Source organism: Pseudomonas sp. RGB, assembly GCF_007713445.1.
Lineage (GTDB): Bacteria > Pseudomonadota > Gammaproteobacteria > Pseudomonadales > Pseudomonadaceae > Aquipseudomonas.
The window spans coordinates 44,649-59,106 of sequence record NZ_VMSH01000004.1; the positions used below are offsets into that span (position 1 = coordinate 44,649).

The following is a 14,458-nucleotide window of genomic DNA, read 5'->3' on the forward strand; positions in this document are numbered from 1 at the left end:
ACGCAGCCTGATCGGCACTTGTCGCGATCAACGTCTACGCCATTTCCCTCATTCAAGAGCAGGATTTCATGGCACTTCACAAAACCGTAGAAACCCAAGACCAAGCCATCGAAGACGTGTATTCGAGCGGTTCGTCCCAGCACACCTTGCCCAAGTACCGTTTGCCGAATCACTCGACCACGCCGTCGGCGGCCTACAACCTGGTGCGCGATGAACTGCTGCTGGACGGTAACTCGCGGCAGAACCTGGCGACCTTCTGCACCACGTGGGTCGAGCCCGAAGTGAAGCAGTTGATGGCCGACGCCCTCGACAAAAACATGATCGACAAGGACGAGTACCCGCAAACCGCCGAGATTGAAAATCGCTGCGTGCACATCATTGCCGACCTCTGGCACGCGCCCAAATCCTGGCAAACCGTGGGCTGTTCGACCACAGGGTCTAGCGAAGCGGCCATGCTTGGCGGCCTGGCCCTGAAGTGGAGCTGGAAAAAACGTCGCGAAGCCGCGGGCCTGCCGACTGACAAACCGAACTTCGTGTGCGGGCCGGTGCAGATCTGCTGGAAAAAATTCGCCCGCTATTTTGACGTGGAAATTCGTGAAGTGCCCTTGCGCGGTGACGCCTTGGGCCTGCTGCCGGCCGACCTGCGGGAGTATTGCGACGAGAACACCATCGGCGTGGTCGCGACCCTGGGTGTGACCTTCACCGGTATCTACGAACCCGTGGCCGCGCTGGCCGCCGAGCTGGACGCGATGCAGCGCGACCTCGGCCTGGACATCCCGATACATGTTGATGCGGCGAGTGGCGGGTTTATCGCCCCGTTCATCCAGCAAACGCTGCAATGGGATTTTGTGATCGAACGGGTCAAGTCGATCAACGCCTCGGGCCACAAATACGGGCTGGCGCCGCTTGGCGTGGGCTGGGTGATTTGGCGCTCTACCGAAGATTTGCCGGAAGAATTGATCTTCTACGTCGACTATCTGGGCGGCAACATGGCGACCTTCGCGCTGAATTTCAGCCGGCCAGGCGGTGAGATCATTGCCCAGTACTACAACTTCCTGCGGCTGGGGCGCGATGGCTATACGCGTATTCAACAAGCCTGTTCCGACACGGCGCAGTGGCTGGCCGCGCAAATCGCCAAGTGTGCCCCGCTGGAGTTGGTGTATGACGGCAAAGACGGGCTGCCGGCGGTCTGCTACAAGCTCAAGGACGGCATCGACCATGGCTTCAGCCTGTATGACCTGTCCGAGCGCGTGCGCATGCGCGGGTGGCAGATCGCGTCCTACCCACTGCCTTCAGACCGCCAGAACATCGTGGTGCAACGCATCCTGGTCCGCCATGGCGTGAGCCGCGACCTGGTGGCGCTGTTGCTTGATGACCTGCGCAAGGCTATCGAGTATGTGCAGAAAAACCCGGTGGCCAATTCCGACGCCGGGCCGAGTTTCAGCCACGGCGCGATCGCCGATCCGGTGATCCCGGCAGACACCCCCAACCTGGCCTGACACACCTCACGCTCACCGGGCCTTGAGGCTCGGTGCCTTAAGTGTTTGCCTTGCCAGGTGCGAATTATCGTGACTGCCATCTTCAGTTTCTTGCACGACAACCCCTATATTTTGCTGTTTCTGGTGGTCGGCCTGTCCGTCTGGGTCGGGCGCGGCACCATCAAGGGGTATGGCTTGGGGGCGGTGGCCGGGGCCATCGTCATTGGGTGCGCCATTGCGACCTGGGCGTCTTACTACGGTGTGCATTTCGAGCTCGATAACTTCACCAAGAGCCTGTTTTATTACCTGTTCATGTACGGCGTCGGGCTGCGCGTGGGGCCCTCGTTTATCAATAGCCTCAAGGGCGATGGGCTGAAATTCACCTTGCTGGCGATACTGTCGTCGTTCCTCGGCCTGGGCATCGTGGTGCTGGGTGTGAAGCTCTTGTCGCTGCCGGTGGGCGCCGCTGGCGGTATTCTTGCCGGTTCACAAACCATGTCTGCGGCCATCGGCTCGGCGGAGCAAGCCCTTACCTCCGGCGTCGTCCCGCTGCCGCCGGGCACCACGGTCGCCGCGGCGACGGCCATGATCGCGTTGTCCTATGGCATCACCTACATCTGGGGCACGGTCGGCATCATCCTGATCTGCAAATACCTGCCGCGCTGGTGGGGGGTGGATGCACGCGCAGCGGCCAAGGCGTATGAAGTCGAACACGGCGTGCCCAATGTCGATGACGCCGGGCTCAGTGGCTATCGGCCTTTCGACTTGCGCGCGTACCGATTGGTGAACAGTGAATGGGCGGGGCAGACCATCGCGCAGTTCCGCCAGCAATTTGCGCTGTACCAGATTGAGAATGTCGAGCGCGGCGATCAGTTGCTCGGCGCCGATCCCGCACTGGTGCTGCAACTGGGCGATATCATTGCCCTGGGCGGCAGCCTCGACGCGCTGACCGATCACATGGGCCTGATCGGGCCGGAAGTGCCGGACGCCCGGGCGCTCAACATCCCGCTGGATGAGGCGGTGATTCTGGTGACCCACCGTGATGCGATCGGCAAGCAGCTCAAGCAGTTCAGCCAGTCATCGATTGCCGGGCAGGTGCAGCTGGTGGGCATCGAACGCGGCGGCGCGCCCATTCCTCTGGGGCTGGAAACACGCCTGCAACGCCTGGATGTGATGCACCTGATCGGCTTGCGTACCGCCATCGACAAAGCCACGGCGTTACTCGGCAAGGCGGGGCGGCCGAGTACCGCGACCGATCTGCTGATGCTGTCACTGGGCATGGTGCTGGGGTTGCTGATCGGTCTGATCCAAGTGCCGGCGTTCGGTGCAGCGGTGGGCCTGGGCAACGCGGGCGGCTTGCTGGTGTCGGGGATTATCGTCTCGTCACTGGTGTCGCGCGTGCGCTTTTTTGGTAATACACCCAACGCCGCCCGCAACATTCTTGAAGACATGGGGCTGATTTTCTTTGTCGCGATCGTGGGAGTGAACGCTGGCGCCAACCTGGTTTCACAAATCAGCCCGATCATCGCGTTGAAGGTCGTTGTGCTCGGCTTTGTCGCCTGCACCGTTCCGCCGTTTATCGTCTGGGCGGTGGGGTTTCATGTGTTCAAGATCAACCCGGCGATCCTGATGGGCGGCGTGGCGGGCGCGCGTAGCCACTCCGGACCGGCGCGTGAGGCCGCCAAGGAAATCGACAGCAGCGTGCCCTGGATCGGTTTTCCTGTGGCGTATGCGGTGTCGGGCATTTTGCTGACGGTGTTTGGCTACTTCGCGATGGTCCTCGCACGCTGACGCCGGCTCAAGAGGCGCCTGGCCCCACACACTGTGCGCAGCGTTGATCGTCGGCGGTGCAGCCGTTGTCCGCCATTGCTTGCTTACAGGCCACAGGGTCAAGCAGCGCCGTGTAGCAAACACGCCATGAAACTGCAGGGTTCTGTTTCCTTGTGACGTCATCACTGTGAAAAATTGAAGCACAACCTTGGCGTTAACCCTGGCGACTCAGGCATAAAAAAAGCCCCACGACCGAAGGGGGCGTGGGGCTAAAAATTGGCTGGATGCGACCAACCAAAGGAGCGCTTTACATCATTTGCTGCTGGCGACCACCGTGTCCGGCTGCCAGCCACCACCGAGGGCCTTGTAGATCGCGACAATCCCGCGATACAAGTCCACTTCGGCCTGGGCCTGGGAGTCTTCAGCGGCCAGGCGCTCACGTTGCGCGTCAAGCAGCACCAGGAAATCCACCGTGCCTTCGCGGTAGCGGATCGCCGCAAGGTCGGCCGCCGCGCGACTTGATTCACTCTGACGGATCAGCGAGACCAGGCGCTGCTGGCGTTTGCCGTAATCACTGAAAGCATTTTCCGATTCTTCCAACGCCAGCAGCACTTGTTGCTCATAGGTTGCCAGGGCGCCATCGGCCTCGGCGTTCGCGCCGCGCAACCGCGCTCGCACGCTGCCCAGGTCAAACGCCGCCCAGGTGATGCTTGGGCCAAGCGACCAGGCATTCGCTGCGGCGGACCCGATCTGCGAACCGCGCCCGGCCGTGAAGCCGAGGAAGCCGCTGAGGCTGACCCGTGGGAACAGGTCGGCCTTGGCCACGCCGATACGCGCGGTGGCGGCCGCCAGTTTGCGTTCGGCACTGAGGATGTCCGGGCGACGCTGCAGCAGTTGCCCCGGGTCGCCGATGGGCAGCGCCTTGGCAATCGCCGGCAGGTCTTTGGGGCTCAGGTCCACGCTCAGCTTGTCGGGGCGCTGGCCGAGGAGGGTGGCGATGCGGTTGCGCTCGCGCACTTGCTCGGCCTGCAGTTGCGGCACGCTGGCTTCAACGGCCGCCAGGCGTGCGTCGGCACGCTCCACGTCGAGCTGATCACCCACGCCGGCATCGCGCAGGCTGACGGTAATGGTGCGCGATTCCTGCTGGTTCTTCAGGTTGTCCAGGGCGATGCGTTCACGCAATTGCGCACCGCGCAGTTGACCGTAGGCGTCCACCAGCTCGGCAATCATGGTGACTTGCAGTTGGTACAGGTCGGCTTCGGCAACCTGCTGGTCAGCATCGCTGGCTTCCAGGTTACGGCGGATGCGGCCGAACAAATCCACTTCCCAGGCCATGTCCAGGCCCAGGTCGTAGCGCTCGCTGTTGACGCGCTTGGTGGTCTGGCCCGGGATCTGGCCTTTGCCCACGTCGCTGCTGGCACGGCTGGTGACCACCGGCATGATGTCGTTGGCCGCGTCATCACGAATGGCGCGGGCCGCGCGCAGACGGGCAAAGGCTACGCGCAAGTCGCGGTTACCGCTCAACGACTGGGTCACCAGTTGGTCGAGGGTCGGGTCGTCGAACTGCTGCCACCAGATACCTTCGTACTTGGCGTGGTCATAACTTTTGGTGTCGGCGGCGGCCGTGATGTTGGCCGCCTCCAGCTTCTCGGTTTTGTAGTCCGGGCCCACGGCACAGGCGCTCAGCGCCAGCACCAGCAAGCTCGGTAGAAAGACTTTCACGCTCATTGCTGTGTCTCCAGCTTCAAGGCCTTGGCCGCTTTGCGCGCGTCCTGGCGCTCCACATAGCGACGGATCAGTACGTAGAACACTGGCGTCAGCAACAGACCGAAGAAGGTCACGCCGATCATCCCGGAGAACACCGCCACGCCCATGGCATGACGCATCTCGGCACCGGCACCGCTGGACAACACCAGGGGCACCACGCCCATGATGAACGCGAACGAGGTCATCAGGATCGGCCGCAGACGCAAGCGGCAGGCTTCCAGTACCGCAGCCAGTGGGTCGAGCCCCTCGGCCTGTTTATCCTTGGCGAATTCGACGATCAGAATCGCGTTCTTACACGCCAGGCCCACCAGTACGATCAAGCCAATCTGGGTGAAGATGTTGTTGTCGCCGCCCGAGATGATTACCCCGGTAATGGCCGACAGCAGCGTCATCGGTACGATCAGGATCACCGCCAGTGGCAGGCTCCAGCTTTCGTATTGGGCGGCCAGTACCAGGAACGCCAGCAGTACGCAGAGCGGGAACACGAACAGCGCGGTGTTGCCCGAGAGGATTTGCTGATACGTCAGGTCAGTCCACTCGTAGGTCATGCCGTTGGGCAGTTCCTCTTTCAACAGTTTTTCAATCGCGGCCTGGGCCTGGCCGGAGCTGTAGCCAGGTGCGGCGTTGCCGTTGATTTCCGCGGTGATAAAGCCGTTGTAGTGCATCACGCGGTCCGGGCCCGAGGTGTCGCTGACCTTGATAAAGGTCGCCAGCGGGATCATCTCGCCCTTGTTGTTACGCACTTTCAGCTGGCCGATCTGGTCTTCATCCTGGCGGAACTGTTGCTCAGCCTGCACGTTGACCTGGTACGTACGCCCGAAGCGGTTGAAGTCGTTGGCATACAGCGAACCCAGGTAGATCTGCAGGGTGTCGAAGATGTCGCTGACGGCCACGCCGTGGGTCTTGGCCTTTTCGCGGTCGATGGCGGCATCGACCTGCGGCACGTTGACCGTGTAGCTGGTGAACAGGCCGAACAACTCAGGCACGCCACGGCTTTTGGTGATGACGTTCTGCACTTCTTTGTACAGCTCGTCGTAACCCAGGTTGCCACGGTCCTCGATCTGCAGGCGGAACCCGCCAATCGTGCCCAAGCCCTGTACCGGCGGCGGTGGGAAGATCGCCATGTAGGCTTCTTCGATGCTGCTGTACTTGCCGTTCAGTGCACCGGCAATCGCGCCGGCCGACAGGCTCGGGTCTTTACGCTCATCGAACGGCTTCAAGGTCACGAACACGATGCCGTTGTTCGGGCTGTTGGTAAAACCGTTGATCGACAGGCCAGGGAAGGCGATGGCGCTTTCCACGCCCGGCTGCTTCATGGCGATGTCCGACATGCGCTTGATCACATCTTCGGTGCGGTCCAGGCTCGCGGCGTCCGGCAATTGCGCGAAGGCCACCAAGTACTGCTTGTCCTGGGCCGGTACGAAACCGGTGGGCGTATGGGCGAAACCCAACCAGGTCAGCACCATCAGCCCGGCGTACAGGAACAGTGCAATACCGCTGCCGCGAATCACCCGGCGTACGGTGCCGACGTAGCCATGGCTGGCTTTCTCGAAGAACCGGTTGAACGGACGGAACAACCAGCCGCCGAACACCTTGTCGAGCGCCTTGGAAAAACGGTCCTTGGGGGCGTTATGACCCTTGAGCAAGACGGCAGCCAGGGCCGGGGACAAGGTCAGCGAGTTGAACGCCGAGATCACCGTCGAAATCGCAATGGTCAAGGCGAACTGCTTGTAGAACTGCCCGGTCAAGCCGCTGATAAACGCCGCCGGGATGAACACCGCACACAGCACCAACGCGGTGGCGATGATCGGGCCGGTCACTTCGCTCATGGCTTTTTCAGTGGCCGGGAACGGTTCCAGTCCAAGCTCGATGTTCCGCTCGACGTTTTCCACCACCACGATGGCGTCGTCCACCACGATACCAATCGCCAACACCAGTCCGAACAGCGACAGCGCATTGAGCGAGAAGCCAAACAGGTGCATCACCGCAAAGGTACCGATCAACGAAACCGGCACTGCCACCAACGGAATGATCGACGCGCGCCAGGTTTGCAGGAACAGGATCACCACCAGCACCACCAGGATCAGTGCTTCAAACAGGGTATGAACCACCGCCTCGATAGAGCCGCGCACGAAGACCGTCGGGTCATAGGCGATGCGATAATCCATGCCTTCCGGGAAGCTCTGCTTGAGCTCCGCCATCTTGGCGCGCACTTCATTGGAGATGTCGATGGCGTTGGAGCCCGGGCGCTGGAAGATCGGGATCGCCACGGCCGGTTGGTTGTCGATCAACGAACGCAGGGCGTACTGGCTGGAACCCAGCTCAACCCGCGCGATGTCTTTCAAACGCGTGATTTCGCCGTTGGCACCGGCACGAATCACGATATTTTCGAACTCTTCCTCAGTGACCAGGCGGCCCTGGGTGTTGACCGACAGTTGGAAGCTGGTGTCATTGGGCGCGGGTTGCGCGCCCAATGCACCGGCCGCCACCTGGCGGTTCTGCTCGCGAATGGCCGTGACCACATCGGTGGCGGTCAGGTTGCGCGAGGCGGTCTTGTTCGGGTCCAGCCATACACGCAGCGAGTAGTCGCCCATGCCGAACAACTGCACATCGCCCACGCCGCCCAGCCGCGCCAACTCATCCTTGATGTTCAGGATCGCGTAGTTGGACAGGTAGAGCATGTTGTAGCGCTGATCCGGGGAGGTGATGTGCACCACCATGGTCAGGTCGGGCGACGCCTTGTCTACGGTGATACCGATGCGCGTGACTTCCTCAGGCAGTTTTGGCTGAGTGCGTGTCACACGGTTCTGCACCTGCACCTGCGCGTTGTCCAGGTCGGTGCCCAGGGCGAAAGTGATGGTCAGGGTCAGTTTGCCGTCGGCGGTCGACTGCGAGGACATGTACAGCATGTTCTCGACGCCGGTGATGGCTTGCTCCAGCGGAGCGGCCACGGTTTCACCGATGACTTTAGGGTTGGCGCCCGGGAAGTTGGCGCGTACCACGACGGTCGGCGGTACCACTTCCGGGTATTCGCTGATCGGCAGCTGGAACAGCGAGATCGCGCCGGCGATCAGGATCAACAGCGACAGCACCGCTGCGAAGATCGGCCGCGAAATGAAGAACTTGGAAAAATTCATCTTGAGTTGTATCCCTTAACCGCGTGGAGTCGCGACGCTGGCAACTTTTGGCGCGGCTTTATCCGGCGCCACTTGTTCCAGGTTGCTGGCTTCAAGCGCTTGTCGTTGTTGTGCCAAGGCGGCGAGGGTTTCCTTGCTGGCCATCGGGATCGTTTCAGGTTGCACAGGTGAGCCCGGACGAATGCGCTGCAGGCCCTTCACGACGATGGTGTCGTCCTTGTTCAAACCGCTGCGCACGATGCGCAGGCCTTCGATCTTCGGCCCCAGTTCCACCGAGCGATACGCCGGCTTGTCGCCGTCCATCACCAACACGAATTTCTTGCCAAGGTCAGTGCCGACGGCTTCGTCGTTGATCAGCACGGCGGAGTAAGTGCCGCTGCCGACCAGCTTCAAGCGTGCATACAGGCCCGGGGTGTATTCGCCTTTGCTGTTATCGAACACGGCGCGACCACGGATGGTGCCGGTGGCCGGGTTGACCTGGTTGTCGACGAAGTTCATCTGGCCCAGGTGCGGGTTGCCGGTTTCGTTGGACAGGCCCAGGTACACCGGAGTGGTGGCGCCACGGCGGCCTTCGCGCGCCAGCTGGGTGTACTTGAGGTACACGCGCTCATCGGCGTCGAAGTAGGCGTAGACCTTGTCGGTGGAGACCACGCTGGTCAGCGCGGTGACGTCGGCGGTCACCAGGTTGCCGGCGGTGATTTCGGCACGGCTGACACGCCCGCTGATCGGTGCGGTCACGCGGGTAAAGCTCAGGTTCAACTTGGCCAGGTCCAGCTGCGCCTGAATCCCGGCCACTGCGGCGCGGGCTTCCTGGGCGGCGGTGGTGCGCGAGTCGGCCAGTTCGGCGGAGATCGCATTGCTCTGACGCAGGCGGTCGCCACGTTGCGCTTCGTTATCGCTACGGGTGGCGGCGGCTTTGGTTTGGGCAAGCTGGGCTTCGAGGCGGCGCACTTCAGCCTGGAACGGACGCGGGTCGATCTGGAACAGCAAGTCGCCCTTTTTCACCAGGGCGCCTTCGGTGAAGGCCACCTGGTCGATCTGGCCGGACACGCGCGGACGAATCTGCACGGTTTCCGGGGCTTCCAGGCGACCGGTGAATTCGTCCCACTCGTTGACCGGTTGTTCGAGCACCTTGGCCACACTGACTTTCGCAGGAGGCATGGCGGCCGCTTGTTCTGGGGTCTTGCCGCACGCGCTCATCACCACCACGGCCAAAATCGCCAAGGGGAAGCGCAAATGTTTGAGTGACTGTTCCATGAAGTGCATCCGCCAATGTATTTGAGATGGGCGGATCATGCGCGGCGAGGTGCTATGTCACGAATCGAATGAAGCAAAGGTAACTATCATTCGGAATGATATAAGCGCGAGATTAGCCCTCTAGGATGCGGGTTTCGTTAGGAAGCTATCAATAGGAGTGATGACAAAAGACTGTTGCGCGGGCTGCAAGGAACGCCCGCGCGGTTTTTCAGTCCAGCAGGCGGCTGACTTCGCGCAAACGCACCTCGCTCAGGTTGCCGGTGGAGGCCAGCAGGTTCAATTGGGCCAGCAAGATGCTGTAGCGCTGCTGAGCCAGACGCTGCTGGGTGTCGGTGACTTTCTGCTGCGCATCCAGCACGTCGGTGTTGATGCGTGAGCCGGCTTCAAAACCGTGGGTGACCGACGCCAGGTTAACCTGGCTGGACTTGAGCGCCTGCTTGAGCGCCTGGTATTGGCTCATGCCGCTGGTAACTTGCAGGTATGCCTGGCGCGCCATCAACCCGGCGTTGCGGCGCGCGTCTTCGACCTCATCCAGAGCCTTGCTTTGCAGCGCATGGGCTTCGCGCACGCGGCTGCTGGTACGGCCACCGCCGTAAAGCGGCACGCTCAACTTGACCCCGACCACGGTCTGGTTATAGCGGTTTTCCGGCAGCGTGACGTCGTACACATCGCCGCCCACCGAGGCAAAGCGGCCGTGGGCGGCGATCAGGTCGAGGGTCGGCAAGTGGCCGGCCTGTTCCTTGTCGATGTCCATTTCGGCCAGGCGCTGGGTGATCTGCGCGCGCTGCACGGCGAGGTTGCCTTGTTGCGCGGTAGTTGCCCATTCACCGATGGCCGCAGGCACCGGGGCGCTGAATGGCGGCTCCTTGCCCGACCACGGTCGCGCCTGGGCGGCGGTCAACTGGGTGAGCGTTTCGGTAGCGATGTCCAGCGCGCCGCGTGCGGCAATCTGCTCGGCGAAGGCCTGGTCGTACTTGGCCTGCACCTGTTCGAGCGCATTGGCGGTAGCGGCGCCGTCGGCCAGTAAGCGCCGTGTGCGGTCCTGGCTCTCCTGCAAGGTTTGCAGTTGTTGTGTGCGGGTGTTCAACAGCTCCTGGTTGAGCAACACATCAAAATAGGCGCGGGCCACGCGCAGCATCAGGTCCTGGCGCGCCTGTTCGGTCTGCACTTCGCTGGCGCTGATCAGCAATTTGCTTTGGTCGTGGGCGATTACGTTCTGCCAGCGCAACAGCGGCTGAGTGAGCACCACGGCGTAAGCATTGGTGTTGTTGCGGTTGCGGTGGTAATCGTTGGAATCCTCGGCATCGACCCAGGCGGCGCCGCCCGTGACGGACAGGTCCGGCAGCAGGTTGGCGCGGCTTTGCGGTTCTTTTTCCGCCGTGGCCAGTTGCTGGGCCTGCGCGGCGGCGAACTTCATGTCGTGGCTCAGCGCTTTTTGATACAGCTGGTACAAGTCCTCTGCCGACACGGAGGTCGGGCAGCAGGCGAGGGCAAGCCCGCCCAGGCAGGTGAGCAGGGTGAGGTGTTTTAGATGCAGCCCTGGAATACGCAAGGGTAGGTGCTCCACAAAAAAATTATCGGCTGAGGGTGCTTCTGCGCATCATCAGCACCATGGGAATGCCGATGGCCATAACGGCGCCCAAGGTGCCGAACAGCATGCTGAAGGCCAGCATTTGCGCTTGTTCACGCGCTTGCAGGTAAGGCATCAGGGCCAAGGCTTGTTGATGGCTGGCAAGGTTGAGCGAAAGGAACAGCGGGTTGGATTCCACGCCGCCCCAGCCGTTGGCGATCAGGCTGGACTCGGTCACGTGCTCGGAGAGCAGGCGATAGCGCTCCCACGAAAACCGTGTGAGCAGCGTTGCAGCGATGGCGATGCCGACGCTGCCGCCCAGTTGGCGCATCAGGTTCAATACCCCCGAGGCGCCGGAGATCAACGTCAGCGGCAGGCGTCGCATGGCCAGGTTGGTCAGCGGCACGAAGATCATGCCCAGGCCCAGCCCGCGGATCACCAGCGGCCAGTACAGCGTGTCCGGGTTGCTGTCGAGGGTGAACTGGGTGTGCAGGAACATCGCGTAGCAGTACATGACGATGCCCAAGGTCACGAACACGCGTTCGTCGATCTTGTTTTCCTGGGACAGCTTGCCGATCACCAAGGTACTGATGGCGCTGGCCACCGCCCCGGGGAAAATCACCAGCCCGCTCTGGTACGCGCTTTGCGCCAGCAACGTCTGCAGAAACAGCGGCACCATAAACAAGGTGCTGTACAGCCCGAAGCCCACGCAAAATGCGCAGATGCAGCCCATCAGGAACTCGCGGTTCTGAAACAGCGCGACGTTGACGATCGGGTTGACCGCGCGCCGTTCCCACCAGAAAAAACCCACCAGGCTGAAGCTGCTGAGCAACAGGCAGGCCACCGTCCAGTTGGATTCCAGCCAGTCCCAATGCTCGCCGCGCTCGAGCAGGATCTGCAAACTGCCGACCCCCAGCGCCAACAGGCAGAAACCGCTGTAGTCGACACTGCTGGGTTTTTGCTCGTTGGCCGAATCGCCGATACACAGCCAGCACAGCAACAGGGCCACGGCGCCGATGGGCACGTTGATCAGGAAGATCCAGTGCCATGACAAGGTGTCGATCAGGTAACCACCGACCGTCGGCCCAAGGGTCGGCCCCATCATTACGCCGACGCCGTACAGCGCCATGCCGCTGCTGACCTTTTCCTTGGGGAACACGTCGTAGATGATCGCCTGGGAAATTCCCAGCAAGCCGCCGCCCGCCAACCCCTGCAGCACGCGAAATGCCACCAGTTGCCACAGCTCAGCGGAGAACGCGCAGCCCACCGACGCCAGCACAAACACGGCGGTGGAGACCAGGTAATACCGGCGCCGCCCGAACCAGGCAGACAACCAGCCGCTGACCGGCAGAATCACCACGTTGGCCACCACGTAGCCGGTGGAGACCCACGAGATTTCATCGACCGACGCCCCATAGGTGCCCATCAGGCTGGGAATCGCGACGTTGACGATGGTGACGTCCAGCAACTCCATCATCGACACCAGCGTCACGGTGAACGCAATCAGGTACGGCGACCTCATAGCGTTTGGCTGGCGTTGTGTGGCGTGGCGACTTCGACGAAGGCGCTCATGCCGGGGCTCAACAAGCCCTTGTAGTCATCCGGCACGTCTTTGAGCGCAATCCGCACCTGGACGCGCTGCACCACCTTGGTGAAGTTGCCCGTGGCGTTTTCCTGGGGCAGCAGGGAAAACTTCGCCCCGGTCGCCGGTGCCAGGCTTTCGACCACGCCGTCGAAGGCGTGGCCGGGAAACGCATCCACCGTGACCTTGGCGTGTTGGCCGACACGTACGCGGCCAACTTGGGTTTCCTTGAAGTTGGCGGTGATCCACAGCGGGTCGGTGGCAATCAGGCTCAAGAGCTTCTGGCCGGCGACCACGAACTGGCCGGGTTCGACCTCTTTTTTCGAGACAATACTGCGCACCGGCGCAGTCTGGCGGGCGTCATGCAACTTGATGCGGGCTTGCTCGAGTTCGGCTTGCGCCGCCGCGATCCGATAGTCCTGCACCTTGAGCTCGGCCTTGTTGGCCAGCGTGCTTTGCGCGGCGGCCTGGGCATTGCTGCGGGCCGCTTCCTGGGCATGGCTCAACGCGTCGAAACGCGCTTTGGCCAGTTCCAGGTCCTGAGTGCTCAGCACACCCTGGGCGCCCAGGCGCCGGGCGCGCTGGTAGTCGTTGCGCGCCTGCTCAAGGTTGGCGCTGGACTGTGCCAGCGCCGCTTGTGCGGCCTGGCGCATGGCAACTGCGCCGAGAATCTGGCTGTCCAGCGCACCCGGGCTGCCGCTGCGTCCGGCAGCGGCGAGCAAGGCTTGCCACTGTGCTTCGCGCTGCTGCACCTGGTATTGATATTCGCTGTCGCGTATCTGAAACAGCAGGTCACCGCTTTGCACGGTGACGTTATCCATCACCGGCACGCTCATCACCACACCCGACAGCTTGGCCCGCACCGGGATGATCACGCCGTCGAGTTCCGCGTTGTCGGTGCTCACGTAGGCGCTGGAATACTGCCAGCGCTGCCAGCCGAGCAGCAGCAACCCGCCCACCACGGCGACGCACAGTGTCATTTTTATAAGCTTGCCTTTGGTCATGTCCTACTCCCTGTGTTCATGCGAGGCTCAGACGCTGTGTTCAACCTGACGCACAGGGCGGTCCGTGGCGCGTTGCGCTTTTTCCTGGAGGAAGTGATGCACGCCATCCCACAGGTCGATGCGCGAGTTGATCGCGGTCTTGGCGCTTTCGATCATGTGCTGGTGTTGCGCGGGCGTGGTGACGATTTCAGCGATGATGCGCTTGGCCGCCGGGCCGTGATCGTCGCCGTCCATTTCGATGTGGCGCTTGAGGTAATACGTGAGCATCGGCACCTCGGTTTCACTCACCGACCATTGCGACAGCAGGCGGCCGAACATGTCGGGGATGATGTCTTCACGGCCAAAGAAGAAGTACGCCAGCACCGCTTCGGTCGAGCCGTGCTGCGCGACATCGAGGGTCTGGCACATGAACACTTTGGCTGCCAGCGGAATGTCGCGGTCGTTGAGCGCCTTGGCCAGCGGCACCTGGGCCTGGATGGCAGCGAGGAAACGCCGGAACACTGAACTGTCGGCGCCGATTTCATCCATGGCCGTGAGGTACAGGTCCAGGTGGCTGATAAAGCCGCCGTCCGGGTGTTCGTCGGTTTCTTCGCCCACCACGATTTCATTGATCAAGCGCGCGGCGGTGATGTGCACCGGCGGCACCCACGGCAACTCGACGCAGGTGAGGTCGCGCTGGATGCGCTTGAGCAAGGTCATGAAATCCCACACGGCGAACACATGGAATTCCATCAGCGTGCGCACGTCTTCAACCGTGCGGATAGTGGCGAACAACGGGTGGCTGAATAACTGCTCGCGTTCGGTTTCGATGTGGCTGTCGATATCAAAAGGCATACATGCTCCTGCAGCCTGAGTCTTCAGGCGGGAAAATCCATTCGGAATGTTTGAGTGAG

9 protein-coding genes are annotated in these 14,458 nt (G+C 61.9%); 2 read left to right on the forward strand and 7 right to left on the reverse strand.

Going from position 1 to position 14,458, the window contains the following annotated elements:
* The first annotated feature begins 68 nt into the window (after positions 1-68).
* Positions 69-1,499, forward strand: coding sequence for a glutamate decarboxylase (locus FPT15_RS10020; protein ID WP_145160476.1), 1,431 nt, complete (start codon positions 69-71; stop codon positions 1,497-1,499).
* 69 nt (positions 1,500-1,568) lie between these two features.
* Positions 1,569-3,269: an aspartate:alanine exchanger family transporter gene (locus tag FPT15_RS10025; protein WP_145160478.1), complete on the forward strand. Its 1,701-nt coding sequence runs from the start codon at positions 1,569-1,571 to the stop codon at positions 3,267-3,269.
* A gap of 291 nt (positions 3,270-3,560) precedes the next feature.
* On the opposite strand, the gene FPT15_RS10030 is transcribed toward FPT15_RS10025, so the two are convergent.
* From FPT15_RS10030 to FPT15_RS10060, 7 genes are all read right to left on the reverse strand, one after another.
* Positions 3,561-4,976, reverse strand: coding sequence for an efflux transporter outer membrane subunit (locus FPT15_RS10030; RefSeq protein WP_145160480.1), 1,416 nt, complete (start codon positions 4,974-4,976; stop codon positions 3,561-3,563).
* Positions 4,973-8,152: an efflux RND transporter permease subunit gene (locus FPT15_RS10035; RefSeq protein ID WP_145160482.1), complete on the reverse strand. Its 3,180-nt coding sequence runs from the start codon at positions 8,150-8,152 to the stop codon at positions 4,973-4,975. Before FPT15_RS10035 ends, FPT15_RS10030 begins: the two co-directional genes overlap by 4 nt.
* A gap of 15 nt (positions 8,153-8,167) precedes the next feature.
* Positions 8,168-9,409 carry a multidrug efflux RND transporter periplasmic adaptor subunit MexE gene (gene mexE, locus FPT15_RS10040; RefSeq protein ID WP_145160484.1) on the reverse strand — a complete coding sequence of 414 codons (1,242 nt, stop codon included), beginning with the start codon at positions 9,407-9,409 and terminating at the stop codon, positions 8,168-8,170.
* Between the two features lie 208 nt (positions 9,410-9,617).
* On the reverse strand, positions 9,618-10,961 hold the full coding sequence (locus FPT15_RS10045; RefSeq protein ID WP_145160485.1) for a TolC family outer membrane protein: 1,344 nt from the start codon (positions 10,959-10,961) through the stop codon (positions 9,618-9,620).
* Positions 10,962-10,983: 22 nt separating this feature from the next.
* Positions 10,984-12,501 (reverse strand): DHA2 family efflux MFS transporter permease subunit, encoded by a 1,518-nt coding sequence (locus FPT15_RS10050; RefSeq protein WP_145160487.1) that lies wholly within the window; start codon positions 12,499-12,501, stop codon positions 10,984-10,986.
* The gene (locus FPT15_RS10055; RefSeq protein WP_145160489.1) at positions 12,498-13,565 is read right to left on the reverse strand and encodes an HlyD family secretion protein; all 1,068 of its coding nucleotides are present in this window, start codon (positions 13,563-13,565) and stop codon (positions 12,498-12,500) included. Before FPT15_RS10055 ends, FPT15_RS10050 begins: the two co-directional genes overlap by 4 nt.
* A 27-nt stretch (positions 13,566-13,592) precedes the next feature.
* Entirely contained in the window at positions 13,593-14,399 is an 807-nt protein-coding gene (locus FPT15_RS10060; RefSeq protein ID WP_145160491.1) for a DUF3050 domain-containing protein, read from the reverse strand.
* Positions 14,400-14,458 lie beyond the last annotated feature (59 nt).

Coding starts and splice junctions, on each gene's coding strand:
- FPT15_RS10020 (WP_145160476.1), top strand. CDS start 69: ATGGCACTTCACAAAACCGTAGAAACCCAAGACCAAGCCATCGAAGAC.
- FPT15_RS10030 (WP_145160480.1), bottom strand. CDS start 4,976: ATGAGCGTGAAAGTCTTTCTACCGAGCTTGCTGGTGCTGGCGCTGAGC.
- FPT15_RS10035 (WP_145160482.1), bottom strand. CDS start 8,152: ATGAATTTTTCCAAGTTCTTCATTTCGCGGCCGATCTTCGCAGCGGTG.
- mexE (WP_145160484.1), bottom strand. CDS start 9,409: ATGGAACAGTCACTCAAACATTTGCGCTTCCCCTTGGCGATTTTGGCC.
- FPT15_RS10050 (WP_145160487.1), bottom strand. CDS start 12,501: ATGAGGTCGCCGTACCTGATTGCGTTCACCGTGACGCTGGTGTCGATG.
- FPT15_RS10055 (WP_145160489.1), bottom strand. CDS start 13,565: ATGACCAAAGGCAAGCTTATAAAAATGACACTGTGCGTCGCCGTGGTG.
- FPT15_RS10060 (WP_145160491.1), bottom strand. CDS start 14,399: ATGCCTTTTGATATCGACAGCCACATCGAAACCGAACGCGAGCAGTTA.